Raw genomic sequence first — 19,097 nt, 5'->3', positions numbered from 1 at the left:
CGTCATGGCCGGGCTTGTCCCGGCCATCCACGCGATCACCGCACCTTCCCGTTAGGCGGCCGATAAAGTTGAATAGTCTAAGCGCATCGCAAATAGCGCCGGTGTTACGTGGATTTCCGGGAGAAGCCCGGCCATGACGGCTTTGGGCGCACCCGTTGAAGATGTCCGCATTCGTCCAGCCAACAGGTTACGCCGTAAGCGCCCATATGTTGTCGGCTCCTATGCCGCAGCTTTTTGAACGCGCGCCGGCCCCGAGCAGCATGTCGGCTGCGTCCGACGATGAAATGTCGACTTGGACATTGTGGACGGTACTGTTGCCGACGTTCAAGCGATTTTAGCATGACGATGGTGGCGTCAATCTCTTTGTTATCGGCCAGCCGGAACCTTGGCTCGACCGAGGAAAACGCTTTTCTGGAGCGATTCCGTTGACCTCCAAGACCTGTGCGATTGATCGCGAGACGACGACGCTCGTGGCGCCGGAATCAATGACCACCCGAGCGAGGACGGTTCCGTTGATCAACACGTCGACAGCGAGATTTTCGTTGCGGTCGATGAGGGGGATGATCCCTAACGGCAATGCGGCATGCGGCATCGGAGGGGCATCGATGACCGCCGTAACGCGCTGCCTGGAGTCTTCGTGACCGGCTGGCCAGTAGGTGTCCACGACGATCGTCACGACGCCCCACAATAGAGCGGTACAAATGAATGCGAGGACGAAAAGAATATAATGCATCATGCCCTCTTGCCCTGCCGGGCTTACCAGTGGCCGCGCGCGACGATAAACCGAGCGGACCAGACGTGCGGAGCATCTGAGCCGCTCAACTTGGGGTCGGGGAAGGGCGTCCGTCGGGAGACACCGCCTCTCACGAGCTGCCGCCGGCACATCCGCGATCGACACCATTGGACGGCGCGACCCCGCGACTGGAATCCCCTCGGGTTCGGCTTCTTCCCTCCGCCGGGCCGCGATCCTTTTTTGCGGTCGCCCGCAAATCGCCCTAACAGCATCAACAATTAGATATCGGGCCGAGGCGAGGGACAAGCGCGCGAAAGGGTGAGCTCCATCCTTCTTTCGAGGGTGAGGCAGCAACCGCGCGCATACTCGACGTCGACGGGCGCGAGGGCTCACTCGGCGATGAAGGGCGACGTCAAATGATCGCGCTGGGCGCGATCGCCGTTGGGGGCGACCATGCGGCCTTTTTCATGAACGTAGGCTCAACCGTAGATCGCCGGCTCTTTTTGGAAATCGTGTGAAAACAATCGCTTATAGGCCATCGGCCGCGCACCGGCGATCCGCCGCAGGCGCGCGGGCAAAGGCTTCGTCTATTTCGACGCCAAGGCCAGGCGCATCACGGATACGAGGGTTCTCGAGCGCATCCGCGCGCTCGTGATTCCGTCCGCCTGGACCGACGTCCGGATCTACCCCAGCGCCGCCGGCCACATCCAGGCCACCGGGCGCGACGCCGAGGGCCGCAAGCAATACCGCTACCACGCGGACTATCGCGCGGCGCGCGCCAGGCGAAGTTCGAGCTCATGCGTGAGTTCGCCAAGGCGCTGCCCGCCATTCGCGCCACGGTCGCCGAGCACATGGCGCTCAGCGGCCTGCCGCGGCGAAGGGTTCTGGCCACCGTCGTGCATCTCTTGGAGACGACGCTCATCCGGGTCGGCAACGACGAATACGCCAAGGCCAACCAGAGTTTTGGCCTCCCCACGCTGAGGTCAGATCATGTCGCGGTGGACGGCTCGGAAATCCGTTTCCAGTTCGCCGGCAAGAGCGGCAAGCAATGGTCGCTCGCCATGTGCGACCGACGGGTCGCCAGGATTTTGCGCGCCGGCCAGGAGTTGCCGGGGCAGGACCTCTTGCAATACTTCGACGAGGACAAGGAATTGCCCGGCGTCTCGTCGGACGACGTCAACGACTCTCTGCGCGAAATCGCCGGCTACGACGTCACCGCCAAGGACTTTCACACCTGGGCCGGCACGGTCATGATGGCGCGGCATCTCCATGAGGCGGAGGCGACGCAGAGCGAACGGCAGGCGAAGAAGGCGCTTCGCGCGGCGCTCGTCCCCGTGTGGCCGCGGCGCTCGGCAAAACCCCTACGATCTGCCGCAAGTCCTACATCCACCCGTCCGTGACCGGCGCCTATCTGGAGCTGAGGTTCAATCTCGAGATCGCGGAAGACGGCGCGACCGACCTCAGGCCCGAGGAGGCGGCGGTGCTGGCGATGTTGCACGCCGCCGAAGGCGCCGCTCGATAGGGCCCCTTCTCCCCGCACGCGGGGAGAAGGCCGGGAAGGGGCCGGGCGACAACCGGCGGCGGCCAATCACCCAGGCCCATCACCCTTCCCTATCCCCGCTCGCGGGGAGAGGGTTTCCCCGGCGCCTTTTCATTCGCCTGCTTAGAACGGCGGTCCGCCGCGTGCGGTCCGCTCATTGAGCATCGGCGTTTGGCGCTGGTGCCAAACGGGATAAGGCGAGTCGACCTCGCTTGCCTTGTCGAGCTTGACCGACTGCGCCGGCGTCAGCGTCCAACCGATCGCGCCAATGTTCTCGATCAGTTGCTGCTCGTCGCGCGCGCCGATGATGAGGCTCGAGACGGTCGGGCGGGTCAAAAGCCAGTTCAGCGCAATCTGGGGCACGGTCTTGCCCGTTTCGGCGGCGACCGCGTCGAGCGCGTCGACGATCGCGAACAGGCTCTCCTCGTCATAGCGGGGTCCGGTCTCCGGAATGGCGTGAGCGCGGGTGCCCGGTTGCGGCGGCCGCCCGCGTCGAATCTTGCCGGTGAGCTTCCCCCAGCCGAGCGGACTCCAGACCAGCGCGCCGACGCCCTGGTCGAGGCCGAGCGGCAAAAGCTCCCATTCGTAGTCGCGATTCAGCAACGAGTAGTAGGCCTGGTGCACGACATAGCGGGCGTAGCCGTAGCGGTCCGAGACCGCGAGCGACTTCATGAGATGCCAGCCGGAAAAATTCGAGCAACCGATGTAGCGCACCCTGCCCGAGCGCACGAGCTGATCCAGCGTCGAAAGCGTCTCTTCGACCGGCGTGTTGGTGTCCTGCCCGTGCAACTGGAAAATGTCGATGGTGTCGACGCCGAGTCGCTTCAGCGACCCGTCCACCGACTCGAGGATGTGCTGGCGCGACGAGCCGTAGTCGTTGGGCCCCTCGCCCATCGGAAAGGTCGCCTTGGTGGAGATGAGCAGGCGGTTGCGCTTGCCCTTGATGGCCTCGCCAAGAATCTGTTCGGAGAGGCCGTTGGAATAGACGTCGGCCGTATCGAAGAGGCTCACCCCATGGTCGAGGCAAATGTCGACGAGCCGCGACGCGCCGGCTGCATCCGTCGACCCCCAAGCCTTGAAGAACGCATTGCCGCCGCCGAAAGTGGCGGCGCCGAAGCTGAGCGCCGGCACGCGCAAGCCGGAATGGCCAAGTCGATTGTGGTCCAAGGTCGTTCGCCTGTTGCACGCTTCTCCGCGCGGCAGAATATTCACCCCAGGCTCGGCAGATCCAGCCCCTTCTCCTTCGCGCAAGCAATTGCTTCCTCGTAGCCTGCGTCCGCGTGGCGCATGACGCCGGTCGCTGGGTCGTTCCACAGGACGCGCGCCACGCGTCGCGCGGCCTCCGGCGTTCCGTCGGCGACGACCACCATCCCCGCGTGCTGGGAAAAGCCCATGCCGACGCCGCCGCCGTGATGCAGCGACACCCATGTCGCGCCCGTGGCGCAGTTCAAGAGCGCGTTCAAGAGCGGCCAGTCGGAGACGGCGTCGGAGCCGTCCCTCATCGCCTCCGTCTCGCGGTTCGGCGAGGCGACCGAGCCGGAGTCGAGGTGGTCGCGCCCGATCACGATCGGCGCCTTCAGTTCGCCCGTGGCCACCATATCGTTGAAGGCGAGGCCGAGCCGGTGGCGGTCGCCGAGGCCCACCCAGCAGATGCGCGCCGGCAGCCCCTGGAACTTGATCCGGGCGCGGGCCATGTCGAGCCAGTTGTGGAGATGTGGATTGTTGGGGATGAGCGCCTTCACCTTCGCGTCCGTGCGAAAAATGTCCTCCGGGTCGCCCGACAGCGCGGCCCAGCGGAACGGCCCGACGCCGCGGCAGAACAGCGGGCGGATGTAGGCAGGCACGAAGCCCGGGAAGTCGAAGGCGTCCTTGACTCCATCCTCGAACGCCATCTGACGGATGTTGTTGCCGTAGTCGACGGTGGGGACGCCGGCATGGAAAAAGTCGAGCATCGCGCGCTCGTGCTCGGCCATCGACGCACGGGCCGCGCGTTCGACCGCCTTGGGATCGCTTGCACGCTTCTCCTCCCACTGCTCCAGCGTCCAGCCCTTCGGCAGATAGCCGTTGACCGGATCGTGGGCCGACGTCTGGTCGGTGACAACGTCGGGCCTGACGCCGCGCCGCACGAGTTCAGGGAGCACGTTGGCGGCGTTGCCGATCAGGCCGACCGAGACGGGCTTCTCCGTCTTGACCGATCGCTCGACGATTGTGAGCGCCTCGTCGAGCGTTTTGGCGGCGACGTCCAGATAGCCGGTGCGCAGGCGGAAATCGATGCTCGACGGCCGGCACTCGACCGCCAGCATCGAGGCGCCGGCAAAAGTCGCCGACAGCGGCTGCGCGCCGCCCATACCGCCGAGGCCCGCGGTCAAAATCCAGCGGCCCTTCAGCGATCCGCCGTAATGGCGCCGGCCCATCTCGACGAAGGTCTCGTATGTGCCCTGCACGATGCCTTGCGAGCCGATGTAGATCCACGACCCGGCCGTCATCTGGCCGTACATCATCAGGCCCTTGCGATCGAGCTCGTGGAAATGATCCCAGGTCGCCCAGCGCGGCACGAGATTGGAGTTGGCGATCAGCACGCGCGGCGCATCGGCGTGCGTCTTGAACACGCCGACGGGCTTGCCCGACTGTACGAGCAGCGTCTCGTCCGCCTCCAGCCGGCGCAGCGTTTCGACGATTTTGTCGAAGGCGTTCCAGTCGCGCGCCGCGCGGCCGATGCCGCCGTAGACGACGAGCTCTCCCGGCCGCTCGGCGACGTCGGGATCGAGGTTGTTCATCAGCATGCGCAAGGGCGCTTCGGTGAGCCAGCTCTTCGCCGTGCGCTCGGGTCCGTGCGGCGCGCGGATCCTGCGCATGTTGTCGAGGCGGGATTGGAGAGCCATGGCGGTTCCTTCGCAGGCGTTCAGGGATTGCGGCGCGACGTCCAGTCGATGAGGACGTTCAGGAGTTCGCGCAGCGTCGCGCGGGTCGGCGCCGCGGCGATGTCGTCGATCGCGGTCGGCCAATTGTCCGGCCAAGGCTGAGCCGGCTCGATCATATAGGCGCGGCAGGCGAGTTCGAGCTGCACCGCCTCGACGCCGGTCTCGGGGCGGCCGAAATCGCGGGTGATCCAGCCGCCCTTGAAGCGGCCGTCGATCGCGCAGCTCTGGCCGCTCGCGGCCAGCGTCGCGGCGAGCCGGTCGCGCAAAGCGGAAGAGCAGCTGCGCCCGGCATTCGTGCCCAGGTTGAAGACCGGCAGCTCGCCGTCGAAGAGACGCGGAATGACGGAGCGGATCGAATGGGCGTCGTAGAGGGCCACGCGCGCATGCGTCTGGCGCAGACGGGCGATCTCGCTCGTGAGCGCTTCGTGATAGGGCGCGTAGTAGAGCGCGCGGCGCTCGGCGATCTCGGCCTCGTTCGGCGCCGCGCCTTCACGATAAAGCGGCTCGCCGTCGAATGTCGTCGTCGGGCAGAGCTCCGTCGTCGCCTGCCCGGGATAGAGCGAGACGCCGTCGGGGTTGCGGTTCACGTCGATGATCGAGCGCGACATCGCGGTCCGCACGATCGTCGCCCCGAAGGAATCGGCGAAGTCGTAAAGCGCCGGGATATGCCAGTCGGCGTCGCGCCGCGCGGTCCAGGGGCTGACGAAGCGCGGCTCGTAGCCGGCGAGCTCCGTCCCAGCGTGCGGGATGCTGATGACGAGCGGCGCGTCGCGGCGCTCGATGCGGAGCCAGTCCAGGGTCACGCAGCGTCGAGCTCCGGCCAGTGGATGTCGCCCGCCGCCGCGACGAGTTCGCGCGAGGCGATGAGCGCAGCGGCGGCGGCGATGTCGGGATGGAGGTAGCGGTCGTCTTCGAGCCGCGGCGCGTCGCGGCGCAGGCGCGCGCGCACGGCTTCGAGCGCGGCGCTCGATGTCAGCGGCGCGTGGAACTCGATCGCCTGAGCCGAAGCGAGCGCCTCGATCGCCACGACATGAGCGGCGTTCTCAGCCATCGCAAAGAGGCGGCGAGCGCCGTGCGCGGCCATCGACACGTGGTCTTCCTGGTTGGCGGAGGTCGGGATCGAGTCGACGCTCGCGGGATAGGCGCTCTGCTTGTTCTCGGAGACGAGCGCCGCGGCGGTGACCTGGGGGATCATGAAGCCGGAGTTGAGGCCCGGACGCGGCGTCAGGAACGCGGGCAGGCCCGAGAGCGCGGGGTCGACCAGCATGGCAATGCGCCGCTCAGCGAGCGAGCCGATCTCGCACACCGCCATCGCGATCATGTCGGCCGCAAAGGCGACCGGCTCGGCGTGGAAGTTGCCGCCCGACAGCGCCGCGTCGTCCTCCGGAAAGATCAGCGGATTGTCGGAAACGGCGTTGGCTTCGTCGGCGAGCGTCGCTGCGGCCTGGCGCAAGAGGTCGAGACACGCGCCCATCACCTGGGGCTGGCAGCGCAGGCAATAGGGATCCTGCACGCGCGGATCGTCGCTGCGATGGGATTCTCGAATTGCGCTGCCGGCCATCAGCGCAGCGAGGGTCGCGGCGACCTCGCGCGGCCCGCGATGCCGGCGCAACGCGACGATGCGCGGGTCGAACGGCGCGTCGGAGCCGCGCGCCGCGTCGGTCGAAAGCGCGCCCGTGACGAGCGCGGCGCGAAACACTTTCTCGACTTCGAACAGGCCGGCGAGCGCATGCGCGGTCGAGAATTGCGTGCCGTTCAGAAACGCGAGTCCTTCCTTCGGGCCGAGCTCGCAAGGGCCGAGCGCTGCGCGCTCGAGCGCCGCCGCCGCCGGCAAAACCTCGCCCTCGAAGCGCGCCTCGCCGACGCCGATCATCGCCGCGGTCATGTGCGCGAGCGGCGCGAGATCGCCGGAGGCGCCGACCGACCCCTGCGCCGGAACGACAGGCGTGACACCGCGCGCGAGCATCGCTTCGAGGAGCGCGAGCGTCTCGGTGCGCACGCCCGACGCGCCCTGCGCGAGCGAGCCGAGTTTCAGCGCCATCATGAGCCGGGTCGCGGCGACCGACGTCGGCTCGCCGACGCCGGCGGCGTGCGAGAGCACGATGTTGCGTTGCAGCCTGACGAGGTCGGCGTCGGCGATGCGCACATGGGCGAGCTTGCCGAACCCGGTGTTCACGCCATAGACCGGCTCGCCGCGCGCGATGATGCGCTCGACCGCCGCCGCGCCGGCCGCGACGCGCTGAGCGCTCTCGGGGTCGAGGATGACGTCCGCTCCGGCAAGAATCGCGCGCCAGTCGGCGAGCGAGGCTGACCCTGCGATGAGACGAATCGTCATCGTCCCCTCCAGACTCGGGCGTGCAACGGATTGAACCCGAGCCGGTAGACGAGCTCCGCAGGACGCTCGATGTCCCAGATGGCGAGATCCGCCCATTTGCCGGGTTCGAGCGAGCCGGCGCTGGCCTCGAGCCCGAGCGCGCGCGCGGCGTTCAGCGTGATGCCGGCGAGGCACTCCTCGACGGTCAGGCGGAAAAGCGTCGCCGCCATGTTGAGCGCGAGCAGGAGCGAGGTCATCGGCGAAGTGCCGGGGTTGCAGTCGGTCGAGACCGCCATCGGCACGCCGTAACGGCGGAATAGGTCGATCGGCGGGACTTTGGTTTCGCGCAGCATGTAAAACGCGCCGGGCGCGAGCGTCGCAACGACGCCGGCGCGCGCCATCGCCGCGGCGTCTTCCTCACTCGCATATTCGAGATGTTCGGCGGAAAGGGCGCCGAATTCCGCCGCAAGCGCGGCGCCGCCTGAGTTCGACAGCTGCTCGGCGTGCAGCTTGACCGGCAGCCCGAGGCTTTTCGCGCGCACGAACACGCGACGCATCTCTTGGCGCGAGAAGGCGACGCCCTCGCAGAATCCGTCGACCGCATCCACGAGCCCCTCAGCCGCGAGCGCCGGCAGCATCGCGTCCGCGACCTCTGCGACATAGCCCGCGCGGTTCTCTGCGAATTCGGGCGGCAACGCGTGCGCGCCGAGAAAGGTCGCGCGCACCTCGACGCGACGGCCTTCGGCGAGACGGCGGGCCGCGCGCAGCATCTTGCGCTCGGTCGCAAGATCGAGGCCGTAGCCGGACTTGATCTCGACGGTCGTGACGCCCTCGGCGAGAAGCGCATCGAGGCGCGGCAGCGACTGGCGGACGAGTTCGTCCTCGCTCGCAGCGCGCGTTGCGCGGACAGTCGAGGCGATGCCGCCCCCTGCCCGGGCGATATCCTCGTAGCTTGCGCCGGCGAGGCGCGCCTCGAACTCGGCCGCGCGGCTGCCCGCGTAGACGAGATGGGTGTGGCAGTCGATCAGCCCCGGCGTGATCCAGCGGCCCTCGCAGTCGACGATCCGCGCGCTGTTCCGCGCCCGCCGCGCATCGTGCTCAAGGCCGGCGAAGACGATGCGGCGGCCGTGCGCGACGATCGCGCCGGGCTCGACGACGCCGAGGCCGGGAGCGCCTTTCACGAAGGTCGCGAGCCGGGCGTTCCGCCAGATCGTCGTCTCCCTGTCCGCCGTCATGGCCGCGCGCCTCGCCTCTTGGCCTTTTGGATTTTTTAATGTATAGACATATTCAAGTCAAGTGCGGCGGGAGGCCGATGACGACGCTGCATTTCGAGCGGGCGCTGATTCCCGAAGGCTGGGCCACGAACGTGCGGATTCGCATTGATGGCGGGACGATTGCGTCGGTCGAGCGCGACGCGGCTCGCGAGGCCGGCGACGAGCGCTGCGGGATCGGGGTCCCGGCGATCGGCAACCTGCATTCGCACGCCTTCCAGCGCGCCATGGCGGGCCTGACCGAAAAGCGCGGCGAGGCGGCCGACAGTTTTTGGACCTGGCGCGACACGATGTACCGCTTCGCGCTCGCGGTCACTCCGGACGACGTCGAGGCGATCGCCGCTCAGGCCTATGTCGAGATGCTGGAGGCGGGCTACGGCGCCGTCGCCGAGTTCCATTACCTCCACCACGACGTCTCCGGCGCGCCCTACGCCAACCGGGCCGAAATGGCGGAACGGATCGGCGCGGCCGCGGCCGAGGCGGGTCTCGGGCTCACGCTTCTTCCGGTGTTCTATGCGCGCTCCGGCTTCGGCGGCGCGCCCGCGCTCGTAGAGCAGCGCCGCTTCGTCAACGATCTTGATTCGTACGCCGCGCTCGTCGCCGACTGCCGCCGCGCGCTCGGGTCCTCTGCCCGCGTGGGCGTGGCGCCGCATTCGCTGCGCGCCGCGACTCCAAATGAGCTCGCTGGCGTCGTCGCGCTCGCCGACGATGCGCCGGTCCACATTCACATCGCCGAGCAGACCGGAGAAGTCGACGCCTGCGTGGCGTGGTCCGGCGTGCGTCCGGTTCAATGGCTGCTCGATCACGCCGAGGTCGACGCCCGCTGGTGCCTCGTTCACGCGACGCATGTCGACGAACGGGAAGGTCTCGCTCTCGCGCGCTCAGGCGCGGTTGCGGGCCTCTGCCCGATCACCGAGGCCAATCTCGGCGACGGCGTGTTTCCGGCGCGCTCATTTCTGGATGCGGCCGGAAGGTTCGGCGTCGGCACGGATTCGAACGTCGAGATCACGGTCGCGGGCGAACTGCGGATGCTCGAATATGGACAGCGGCTCACGATCAGCGCGCGAAACGTTTGCGCGCGGCGCGGAGGGTCCACGGGCGCGGCGCTCTTTGCCGGCGCAGCGGCGGGCGGGGCGCAAGCGCTCGCCCGACCCGCAGGCCAACTCGCGCCCGGCGCCGCGGCCGATATCGTATCGCTGAACGGCGATTCGCCGCTCGTCGCCGGCCGCGCCGACGATGAAATTCTCGACGCGTGGATTTTCGGAGGCTCGCGCGATCTCGTCGACGGCGTCTGGAGCAGCGGCCGCAGGGTCGTGAGCGGGGGACGGCATGCGCGCCGCGAGGCGATTGCGGCGCGGTTCGGCGAAGCTCTCAGACGTCTCGCCGCCGCGACCGGCGCCTAAAGGGGCGGCGAAGGGAGGGGCGATGAATGCGCATTCCGGAGATGACGCGGCGACGGTCATCGCTCGCCGCGCCCACGATCGGCCGCACGGCGTCCCCTCGCTGCACAGCCGGATCATCGCCGAGATCGAAGCCAAGATCCTCGGCGGGGAATGGCCGCCCGGGCGCCGGATTCCCTACGAGCACGAGCTGACCGAACTTTACCGCTGCTCGCGCATGACCGTCAGCAAGGCGCTGACCGAGCTCGCCCGCGCAGGCCTCATCGAGCGGCGCCGCAAGGCCGGCAGCTTCGTGACGCGCCCCGTGAGCCAGTTTGCGCTGCTCGAAATCCGCGACATCGCCTCCGAGGTCGCCGCGCTCGGCCTGCCCTATCGCTTCGAGGTGCTGGCGCGGAAGAGGCGCCGGGCGACGCGGGCGGATCGCGGCCGCATCGATGCGGTCGCCGGGGCGCCGCTGCTCGCAGTCGCCTGCCGCCACGACGCCGGCGAGCGGCCGTTCTGCTACGAGGACCGGCTCATCAATCTCGCCGCCGTCCCGTCGGCCGCCGACGAACCCTTTGCAGCCTTGTCGCCCGGAGCGTGGCTTTCGGTGCAACAGCCCTGGACGACCGCTGAGCATCGCATCCGCGCGGCGGGCTCGGACCGTGTGATCGCCGGCGCCTTGCGCATCGCCGAGGGGGCGCCCTGTCTCGTCGTCGAGCGGCGAACCTGGCTCGGGGGCCAGCCGGTCACGCAAGTCACGCTCGCCTATCCGGCCGGCGCCCATGAGCTCGTCGCCAGCTTCACGCCGTCGAAAAGCTGAACGCGATCGCAGCGAGCCTGAGTTCCCCGCGTCGGGAGACCAAATTTCCTCCCGGCGCCCGTGAACCGGCCGTGGACTCCCCCCGTATGACTTGCAGGCAGTCCCCATCGGACGGAACGGAGCGCATGACTCACGTCAACGACGTCGATATCCCGGTCTCTTGCGTTGCCGAGGAAGCGAGCGCGTCGCCCCGTGCCGGTTTCGTCGCCCCTGTGCTCGCAAGGTTGCAGGGCGGGCGTCTCCGCGTCCGGTTCCCGAACGGCGGCCTCTTGACCTCGGGTGGCGACGATGGGGGGTTGCAAGCGACCGTCGTCCTCGAACGATGGCGCGCGCTTCGCCGCCTCGCGCTCGGCGGCGACATCGGCTTCGCCGAGGCTTATATCGACCGCGACTGGACGAGTCCCGATATCGTCGCGCTTCTCCGTCTGGCGGCCCACAATGGCGACGCCCTTCGCGCGGTGACGAGCGGGACCGCCGTCATCCGCATCGCGAACCGTCTCAAGCATCTCCTGCGCGTCAACACGCGCCGGGGCAGCCGGCGCAACATCATGGCCCATTACGACTTGGGCAACGCCTTCTACGCGCTCTGGCTCGATCCGACGATGCAATATTCCTCCGCGATCTGGACCGAGGAGACGCCCAATCTCGAAACCGCTCAGGCGCGAAAGCTGGACCGCGTCATAGAGCTGCTCGCACTGGACGGCGGCGAGAGCGTGCTCGAGATCGGCTGCGGCTGGGGAGCGCTCGCCATGCATCTGGCGGAAACGAAGAACGCCGGGGTCACCGCGATCACCCTCTCGCCCGCTCAGCTCGAACTCGCAGCGAGCCGCGCCGCCGCGGCGGGTCTCGATCATCGGATCGACTTTCGCTTGCAGGACTATCGCGACGTCCGCGGCGAATTCGACCGAATCGCGTCGATCGAGATGATCGAGGCGGTCGGCGAGTCCCACTGGCCGGCCTATTTCGGGACGCTCGCCGGTTCGCTGCGAGCGGGCGGGCGGGCGGTCGTTCAGGCAATCACGATTGGCGAGGCCGATTTCGGATACTACCGCCGCAATCCCGATTTCATTCAGAAGCACGTCTTTCCCGGCGGATTTTTGCCGACGCGTTCCGCGATCGAGGCGCAGGCGGCGCGGGCGGGACTTAAGATCGTCGCCGCCGAGCGCTTCGGGCGCTCCTATGCGCGAACGCTCGCCGAGTGGCGCCGGCGCTTCCATGCCCGCTGGCCCGAGGCGGCGGCCCTCGGCTTCGACGAGCGATTCCGTCGACTGTGGGACTACTACCTCGCCTATTGCGAAGCCGGCTTCGCGGAGGGAACAATCGATGTCAGCCTCATTGCGATGGAGCATGGTTGAGGGAGAGGGCTTTGAGCCGCGCTGCGGCGCCGTTCGACAAAAATGGACAGGGAGGTGAGATCGATGATCATCACGCGCAGATCGGCGATCGTCATGATGGGGGCCTTGATCGGGGCGTCGTGCGCTCCGGCTGAGGCCTCCGAGTTTCTGCCCTACGACGCCGCCAGGGTTGAGAAGGCGGTCGCCTCCGGCAAGCCCGTCGTCGTTCATGTCTATGCGCCCTGGTGCCTCCAGTGCCACATCCAGGCCTCCTACCTGGACGGCCTGAAAGACGATCCAGCGTTCCGGGGCGTGACGTTCTTCCGGGTCGATTACGACAACCAGAAGGATGTCGTGGCGAAGCTCGACTGTCCGCGATCGACCGTGATCGCCTACAAGGGCGGCAAGGAGGTCGCACGGATGTCCTGGGGCGTGACCAAGAGCTCGGTCGTCGACGTGCTGAAGGCGGCGATGTGAGCTTGATCGCCGCGCTGCCGCTCGCCTTTGCGGCGGGCCTGTTGGCGATCCTCAGTCCCTGCATATTGCCGCTGGCGCCGATCGTCGTCGCCGCGGCGCGCGCGGACGATCCGCGTGGCCCGTTCGCCCTGGCGGCGGGACTCGCGGCGTCCTTCGCCATTGTCGGCGGCGCGCTGGCCGCGCTCGGCGTCGAGATCGGCGCGATCACCGGGCTCCGCGCCGCGTCGGCTGCGGTCATGATCGCGATGGGGCTCGTTCTGATCGTGCCCAAGGCGGCTGACAGGATCGAGATGGCTCTCGCAGGCCTCGGCGCCGCTTCCCAGAGTCTCAGCGATCGAATGCCGAATGGCGGCCTTATCGGCCAGGCCGCTGCGGGCGGCGTGCTGGCTCTTGCGTGGGCGCCGTGCGCGGGGCCGACGCTCGGCGCCGCCTTCGCGCTCGCCGCCGGTCGCGGCTCGCTCGCGGCGGGGATGCTGACGATGTTCGTCTATGCCCTCGGCGCTGCGGCAGCGCTCCTTGGAGTCGGTTTCGGCTTCGGCCGCCTCGCCGCGAGAATGAAGGCGAAGACGGTCGCGGCCGCGAGCCGCGGCCGCTTCGCCTTCGGTCTGTCTCTGGTTGCGTTCGGGGCGCTCATCCTGACCGGTCTCGATCACGCGATCGAAACGGCGATGATCGCCGCGATGCCGGACTGGCTCGCGAACGCGGCCGCCGCGCTATGACGTTCCGAGCGCCCGATCGGCGACCGGCTTCCCGCCGGCGTTCGTGCGCGGCCCCCGATAGACAGCGCCCTTCATGATGAGGCGCAGCGCCTGCCAGTGAATCGCGGCAATGGTCTTCATCGCGACGAACGGCGCGTATACCGCCGCCCGCATCAGGGACCGGTCTGTTAGCGACTGGCGTTGGCCGATGAGCGCCGCGCGCAAAGCGGGACCGTCCGGCCCGACCGCGCGGATCGTAATCGCAATGGACTCACCGGGCGGCGAAACCTGGAACTCGTAGCGCAAGCCCATCGGGAGGAACGGCGAGACGAAAAAGCTCTTGTCGCAAGCCTGCCGCGCCACAGCGCCGGATGTCTTGGCCGGCATCACATAGCTGTGGCGGCCGCCGAAAGTGTTGTGCACCTCGTAGATCAGCGCCGCCAGCCCGCCGTCACGAGCGTAACAGAAATAGACGCTGAGCGGATTGAAGGCATAACCCAGGGTGCGGGGCATGCAGAAAAGGCGGATCGCGCCGATCTCCTCGCCGATCCCGCTCTCGCGAATCAGCGCCGCCGCCTGCTCCCGCAAGGCCCGGGCGCTTCCGTCGCCATGGTCGCGATCGTGAAGGCTGAAGAGATTGAACCGATTGTGCGAGAACAGGCGAAGCCGCCGGCCGCAATCGTTGAGTTCGTCGAGATCGACGAAGAGCCAGAACAGCCGGTAGCGGAAGCGGTGCGGGACGGCGCCCAGGCGACGATGGAACACGGAGCCGAAGTAGAGCGCCGAGGCGGGCGTCATGCCGCTTTCTCCAGCGCGGGCGACGAGGCCCTCGCGGCACCGATCAAGATGCGGGACGATTCGGCTGCGACCCGCCATGGCCGTCGCACGCCGCCGAGCTGCTCGGCGACGGCGAGACCCGCCTGCAAACCGTCCTCGTGGAAGCCGGCGCCGAAATGCGCGCCGCAGAACCAGACGCCGCCGGCTCCCTGCAAGCTCCAGAGCTCCTTTTGGGCGCGGAGCGCCCCCACGTCGAAAATCGGATGGTCGTAGAATTCGACCCTGACGGCGCTTCGGGGAAGCCGCTCCGGGTTGAGGGTGACGAAGACGTTCGTGCGCGTCGGCAGCCGTTGCAGGGAATTCATCCAGTAGGTCACGCGCGCCCGGTCCGGCGCTGCCGAGCCGGAGACATAGTTCCAGCTCGCCCAGGCTGCGCGGCGGCGCGGCATGAAGGTTTCGTCGCCGTGGAGCCAGGATTCGTTGCGGCTGTAGCGAAATGCGCCGAGCAGCGCCCGTTCCCGGGGGCTCGGGTCGGCGAGCAGCGCGAGCGCCTCGTCGGCGTGGGTGGCCAAGACGACCTGGTCGAACACATCGCGCTCGCCGCGCCCGTCGGTCACGACGACACGCCCGCCGATCCGTTCCACTCGCGCCGCTCCGACGCCGGCCCGGATTCCGCCGGAGAGCGGCTCGGCGAGGCGCGCGACATATTCGCGGCTGCCGCCGACCACGGTCCGCCAGACCGGCCGTCCGGTCAGCTTGAGCAGCCCATGGTTATCGTGGAAACGCACGAACGACGCTGCGGGGGTGTTGAGGATCTCGGCCGGCGCCGCCGACCAGATCGCGCTCGCCATCGGCAGAATGTGATCGTGTCGGAACGCCGCGCCGTACCGGCCGGCGTCGAGATAGTCGCCAAGCGTCGCGTCGTCGCTCAAGGCCGCCCGCGCGTCGCGTGTCGCCCGGCGATAGAAGCGGGCGAGGTCGATGAGCATGCTCCAGAACCGCGGCCGGATAAGGTTGGACCGCTGGCTGAAGAGGCCCGCCAGGCCCGAACCAGAATATTCGGTCCGTCCGCCATTGAGCGAGGCCGAGAACGACATATCCGTTTCGTGCGACGCGACGCCGAGGACTCGCAATAGTTCCACAAAATTGGGATAGGTGACAGGATTGTAGACGATGAAGCCGGTGTCGACGCGAAGTTCCGCGCCGGCGACCGGCACGGAGACGGTGTTCGAATGCCCGCCGATGCGTCCGCTCTTCTCATAGACCGTTACGTCGTGACGGGGATTGAGCAGCCAGGCGGCGGAGAGCCCGGAAACGCCGGTCCCCACGACGGCGATTCTCATTCGGTCGGGTGACGGCATGGCGGTTCACTCTGGGATCAGCGGGCCCGACCCGCCGGGCGGCTTGAAGGAAGAACGAGCGCGGCGCGCGTTTGGATCACGCGCCGGTGATCCAGGCCGGACTTCGCCGCGTTTCACTGGCGATGGGCGCGCATCCGGCTTTCCTCGTTCCCGCTGCAGATCCTGCGCTCTGGCGCCGGAAAGGAGCCGGCATGTCGGTTGAAAAGCCAGGACGAGCCGGCCGAGACCCCTGGGCCGAGCGGATCGTTTCGATCGCCACCCGCCAGGACAGGTCCGCCTTCGCCGAGCTCTTCAACCATTTCGCCCCGCGGGTGAAGGCGTTCATACGCCGGAAAGGCGCGAGCGACTCCCAGGCGGAGGAGATCGCCCAGGAGGCGATGCTTGCGGTCTGGCGCAAGGCGCAGCTTTTCGACCCGGCCGCCTCCGGGGCGGCGACCTGGATCTTCACCATCGCTCGAAACCTGCGTATCGACGCGATCCGGCGCGAAAGCCGCGGCGGAGCGATCCGCGTCGACGAGGTCGAGGCGGAATATCAGGTCGACGAAATGCCGGCGGCGGACGAACGGATGGCCGCCGGCCAATCGGAAGCGCGGCTTCGCGAGGCGCTGTCGACCCTGCCAAGGGAACAACTGAAGGTGATCGAGATGTCGTTTTTCGAAGACAAGGCGCACTCGGAAATCGCCGAGACGCTCCGGATCCCATTGGGGACGGTCAAGTCGCGCGCGCGCCTCGCGATGAAGCGGCTTCGCGCCCTGCTGGAATTGGACCCATGACGATTGAGCATCACCCCGACGAGGCGACGCTCGCCGCCCACGCCGCAGGCGTCCTCGACCTCGGACAGCGCGTCGCCCTGGCGACCCACTTGCGCGCCTGCCCGCGCTGTCGCGAATGGGTGCGCGCGATGGAGGGCGTCGGCGGCGAAATCGTTGAGGGTTGCAGCCCTGCTTCACTGTCCGACGATGCGCTCGACAAAACTCTGGCGCGGCTCGACGAGCCCGCTCCGGCCCCCCGCGCCCTGCCCGCCGAAACGGCGGACGCGCCGCATGAATTGCCCGACTTCGTGCGCCGCTACGCGTTCGGCGACTGGCGCTACGTCGCGCCGAGGATCGCAATGCGGCCCATCCATTTGCCGGCGCCGGGGCCGACGCGGGTGTTCCTTTTGAAGTCGGCGCCGAATACGCGGCTCCTGCAGCACGCCCATACTGCTCTCGAGATGACGTGCGTTCTTCGTGGCGCGTTCACCCACGAGGGCGGTCACTTCGGCCCGGGCGACTTCGACCTCGGCGACGAGACCGTGATGCATCAGCCGCATGTCGACGACGGTGAGGACTGCGTCTGTCTCGTCGCGATTCAGGGCGTCCTGCGCTGGAAAGGTTTCTGGGGCCTGATCGCACGGCCGTTCGTGCGGCTGTGAGCCCGGCGGCCACCGCCTCGCCCCGCGTCCTCGCGGCGCTCTCATGAATGGACATGGCGCAGCTTTTGATTGCAAAAAATCAGAAACACCAGCATGATCCCTTCATGGCTCCCTGCCGATGGTCGCAATGATGCCGCCGGTTAGCCTGAAGACATCATGCCCTAACGTGTCGGAGCGCCGACGGTCGCAGGGGATTCGACGATGGGGGGCAGGCCGAGCGCATCCCTCAGGTCGGCGCGACGCATCTGATAATAGGCCGAGCGCACGAAGCTGTAGAAATCGATGGAGCTTTCCTCGGCCTCCTTGAAGTCGGAAAGCCGAGCCGCAGCATCGAGGCCGCCGATGCTGACGTAGGCCGGCCAACCGAATGGCGCGCCGAGCGCCCAGGCGACAGGGTCGCCAAGCGTGTCGACGGTCTCGCCGACCGCGTCGCGCGCCGTCGCAGGGCCGTAGTAGGGCCTGATCGTATAGGGCCCCTCTGGTACGCCCCACACGAACAGGGTCTGCCCGAAATCGCCGCTCTGTTGCGGCAAGCCGCCCGCGCTCGCAACGTCGAACAGGCCGCCGAGGCCGAACGTCGAATTCAGGATGAAGCGGCCAGCCGTCTTGACCGCGGCGTCGAAGCGCAGCTGAAGGAGGTCGTTGGCGAAAATTCGCGGTTCCTGGAGATTCGCGTTCAAATCGTGCAGTCGGTCGTGCACCGGGCCCGGCGTCAGAGCCTTGACGACTTCGGCGGGCGGATGAAGGACCGCCTGATTGAACCCAAAGAGCGCGCGGTTTGACGCCTCATTGGGGTCAGTGACCGGCAGCGACACATCCCTCTGCACGCTTGCGCATGCGGAAACGAGGACAGACAGGGCCAGAGCGGCCCACAGAATCACACATGGCCGAGCACGACCCATTCGACTGCCTGCCCTCCTCGGATCGCCGCCCACGCCCGCGCTAATGCCTCCGTTCGGTCGAGACCGAACAGCCCAGGTCGATTGTTCCCGATAAATCGCAGCGAATCCCGCCCAGTTCGTCACGCTAGCAGACAGGCGCCCAGAAGGCTGTCACTTTTTTGCCGCAGTTCCTTAGGTTTGAGCGCTGTCGTCGAGCCCCCGGCGTGGAGGACGGCGGTGAGGCCGACGCGAGCGCCCCAATGCTTGGGGGTCGGCGGAGATGATGGCGAGCGCCCCGCGGCCAGCAGAAGCTGACCTTCCGACGGTCCCGCGGCCGATATTTGTCGCCCGACGCCTCCGCCTGAGCGGAAGTCGCCGCTTGCGCCGAGAGGATGCGCTCGACATAAGCCTCTGGCGCTCAGGACTCCGTCGCGCGCTTCAATGATCGAGATTGCCGTTACGCGCGAAGTCGGCGACAACGAATTGACGAGGGTCCGCCAACTTTTCCTCCCCGGGAGCAAAGGGGAAGGGGTCAGAAATCCATCGGGGTAAAATACCAATGGCGAATTTTGAGAGCGGAGCGGTTTTGGACGTAGTGGGCTTTTTTGTCTGGGCGGCCCCGACTCAATGAGTTGGGTGATCAAGACTGCGTGGATTGCGGGCGTCGCCGCAGCCGTCGCCCTGGTCTTTTCGACTGGGGCAGAACCCGTCGTGCGCGCTTTCGATGCGGCGGGCTGGGGCGTGGCCGTCGTCTGCCTGCTCCGTGGAATCGCGGTGTCGGGCGCGGGCCTTGGATGGTCCGCGCTGTTTCCGCCCGGCCTCCAACCGGGCGTGCTGACCTGCGTCGCCATCCGCTTCCTGCGGGAAGGCGCCAACGCCCTTCTGCCGATGACGCAGGTTGGCGGCGACGTGATCGGGGCGCGGGCGCTCACCTTGCTCGGCGCGCCGGCGTCTCTTTCCGCCGCGAGCGTCATTGTCGACGTATTGGTTCAAGCGATAACGCAAAGCCTGTTCGCGATGGTCGGCCTCGCGACGCTCGCCGCGATGGGAAATGCGAGCGGCGTCGGCCGGCCGGGGGCGGTCGCGCCCGTCCTCGCCGGTCCCGCGCGCGCCCGCGTCTACCACGTGCCACGGCGCGTCGGGCCGCGTGTCGTCAAATGGCTCTGGGCGCGGG

Annotated in this window: 18 protein-coding genes and 2 pseudogenes; 11 read left to right on the top strand and 9 right to left on the bottom strand. The window is 67.8% G+C overall.

The window, feature by feature from the left end; all coding sequences use genetic code 11:
- Positions 1-334: 334 nt before the first annotated feature.
- Positions 335-736 (bottom strand): hypothetical protein, encoded by a 402-nt coding sequence (locus ACLP25_RS15290; protein ID WP_442470040.1) that lies wholly within the window; start codon positions 734-736, stop codon positions 335-337.
- A gap of 534 nt (positions 737-1,270) precedes the next feature.
- Between ACLP25_RS15290 and ACLP25_RS15285 the strand changes: the two are divergent.
- The 3 genes and pseudogenes from ACLP25_RS15285 to ACLP25_RS15275 form a co-directional block, all read left to right on the top strand.
- A pseudogene (locus ACLP25_RS15285) lies at positions 1,271-1,447 on the top strand (DNA topoisomerase IB); the annotation flags it as partial.
- Positions 1,399-2,133, top strand: coding sequence for a hypothetical protein (locus tag ACLP25_RS15280; protein ID WP_442470041.1), 735 nt, complete (start codon positions 1,399-1,401; stop codon positions 2,131-2,133). The pseudogene ACLP25_RS15285 and the gene ACLP25_RS15280, both read left to right, overlap by 49 nt.
- Positions 2,130-2,255 carry a hypothetical protein gene (locus ACLP25_RS15275; protein WP_442470039.1) on the top strand — a complete coding sequence of 42 codons (126 nt, stop codon included), beginning with the start codon at positions 2,130-2,132 and terminating at the stop codon, positions 2,253-2,255. Before ACLP25_RS15280 ends, ACLP25_RS15275 begins: the two co-directional genes overlap by 4 nt.
- A 141-nt stretch (positions 2,256-2,396) precedes the next feature.
- Here the strand turns inward: ACLP25_RS15275 and ACLP25_RS15270 are convergent, their stop codons facing one another.
- From ACLP25_RS15270 to hutI, 5 genes are read right to left on the bottom strand one after another with little or no spacing between them, the layout of a single operon-like run.
- Positions 2,397-3,440 (bottom strand): aldo/keto reductase, encoded by a 1,044-nt coding sequence (locus ACLP25_RS15270; protein ID WP_442470038.1) that lies wholly within the window; start codon positions 3,438-3,440, stop codon positions 2,397-2,399.
- A 41-nt stretch (positions 3,441-3,481) separates the two neighbouring features.
- Positions 3,482-5,155, bottom strand: coding sequence for a urocanate hydratase (gene hutU / locus ACLP25_RS15265; protein WP_442470037.1), 1,674 nt, complete (start codon positions 5,153-5,155; stop codon positions 3,482-3,484).
- A 20-nt stretch (positions 5,156-5,175) separates the two neighbouring features.
- Positions 5,176-5,997: an N-formylglutamate deformylase gene (hutG, locus tag ACLP25_RS15260; RefSeq protein WP_442470036.1), complete on the bottom strand. Its 822-nt coding sequence runs from the start codon at positions 5,995-5,997 to the stop codon at positions 5,176-5,178.
- A complete protein-coding gene (gene hutH / locus ACLP25_RS15255) occupies positions 5,994-7,529 on the bottom strand; it encodes a histidine ammonia-lyase (protein WP_442470035.1) in 1,536 nt (511 codons plus the stop codon). Before hutH ends, hutG begins: the two co-directional genes overlap by 4 nt.
- Positions 7,526-8,743, bottom strand: a complete 1,218-nt coding sequence (gene hutI, locus ACLP25_RS15250; RefSeq protein ID WP_442470034.1) for an imidazolonepropionase — start codon at positions 8,741-8,743, stop codon at positions 7,526-7,528. The genes hutH and hutI overlap by 4 nt, the downstream gene beginning before the upstream one ends.
- A 77-nt stretch (positions 8,744-8,820) precedes the next feature.
- On the opposite strand from hutI, the gene ACLP25_RS15245 reads away from it, so the two are divergent.
- The 5 genes from ACLP25_RS15245 to ACLP25_RS15225 all read left to right on the top strand — a co-directional run bounded on the left by ACLP25_RS15245 (position 8,821) and on the right by ACLP25_RS15225 (position 13,511).
- Positions 8,821-10,182: a formimidoylglutamate deiminase gene (locus tag ACLP25_RS15245; protein ID WP_442470033.1), complete on the top strand. Its 1,362-nt coding sequence runs from the start codon at positions 8,821-8,823 to the stop codon at positions 10,180-10,182.
- 22 nt (positions 10,183-10,204) lie between these two features.
- On the top strand, positions 10,205-10,981 hold the full coding sequence (gene hutC, locus ACLP25_RS15240; RefSeq protein WP_442470032.1) for a histidine utilization repressor: 777 nt from the start codon (positions 10,205-10,207) through the stop codon (positions 10,979-10,981).
- A gap of 125 nt (positions 10,982-11,106) precedes the next feature.
- Positions 11,107-12,336, top strand: coding sequence for a class I SAM-dependent methyltransferase (locus ACLP25_RS15235; RefSeq protein WP_442470031.1), 1,230 nt, complete (start codon positions 11,107-11,109; stop codon positions 12,334-12,336).
- Positions 12,337-12,399: 63 nt separating this feature from the next.
- Positions 12,400-12,792, top strand: coding sequence for a thioredoxin family protein (locus tag ACLP25_RS15230; RefSeq protein WP_442470030.1), 393 nt, complete (start codon positions 12,400-12,402; stop codon positions 12,790-12,792).
- Positions 12,789-13,511, top strand: coding sequence for a cytochrome c biogenesis CcdA family protein (locus ACLP25_RS15225; protein WP_442470029.1), 723 nt, complete (start codon positions 12,789-12,791; stop codon positions 13,509-13,511). Before ACLP25_RS15230 ends, ACLP25_RS15225 begins: the two co-directional genes overlap by 4 nt.
- Here ACLP25_RS15225 and ACLP25_RS15220 read toward each other — a convergent pair.
- Positions 13,506-14,288 (bottom strand): DUF1365 domain-containing protein, encoded by a 783-nt coding sequence (locus ACLP25_RS15220; RefSeq protein WP_442470028.1) that lies wholly within the window; start codon positions 14,286-14,288, stop codon positions 13,506-13,508. The genes ACLP25_RS15225 and ACLP25_RS15220 overlap by 6 nt on opposite strands.
- A complete protein-coding gene (locus ACLP25_RS15215) occupies positions 14,285-15,628 on the bottom strand; it encodes an NAD(P)/FAD-dependent oxidoreductase (RefSeq protein ID WP_442470027.1) in 1,344 nt (447 codons plus the stop codon). Before ACLP25_RS15215 ends, ACLP25_RS15220 begins: the two co-directional genes overlap by 4 nt.
- Before the next feature lie 191 nt (positions 15,629-15,819).
- Between ACLP25_RS15215 and ACLP25_RS15210 the strand changes: the two genes are divergently transcribed.
- Positions 15,820-16,401 carry a sigma-70 family RNA polymerase sigma factor gene (locus ACLP25_RS15210; protein WP_442470026.1) on the top strand — a complete coding sequence of 194 codons (582 nt, stop codon included), beginning with the start codon at positions 15,820-15,822 and terminating at the stop codon, positions 16,399-16,401.
- The gene (locus ACLP25_RS15205; protein ID WP_442470025.1) at positions 16,398-17,042 is read left to right on the top strand and encodes a ChrR family anti-sigma-E factor; all 645 of its coding nucleotides are present in this window, start codon (positions 16,398-16,400) and stop codon (positions 17,040-17,042) included. Before ACLP25_RS15210 ends, ACLP25_RS15205 begins: the two co-directional genes overlap by 4 nt.
- Positions 17,043-17,203: 161 nt before the next feature.
- Here ACLP25_RS15205 and ACLP25_RS15200 read toward each other — a convergent pair whose 3' ends face one another.
- Complete coding sequence (locus ACLP25_RS15200; protein WP_442470024.1) at positions 17,204-17,869, bottom strand: MlaA family lipoprotein; 666 nt, start codon at positions 17,867-17,869, stop codon at positions 17,204-17,206.
- Between the two features lie 690 nt (positions 17,870-18,559).
- Here ACLP25_RS15200 and ACLP25_RS15195 point away from each other — a divergent pair.
- Positions 18,560-19,097 (top strand): annotated as a pseudogene (locus tag ACLP25_RS15195) (TIGR00374 family protein); the annotation flags it as partial.

The sequence above is a fragment of the Roseiarcus sp. genome (assembly GCF_052145395.1).
GTDB lineage: Bacteria > Pseudomonadota > Alphaproteobacteria > Rhizobiales > Beijerinckiaceae > Roseiarcus.
Note: the sequence above shows the minus strand (reverse complement) of the source record. Positions and strands in the feature narration are given on the sequence as shown.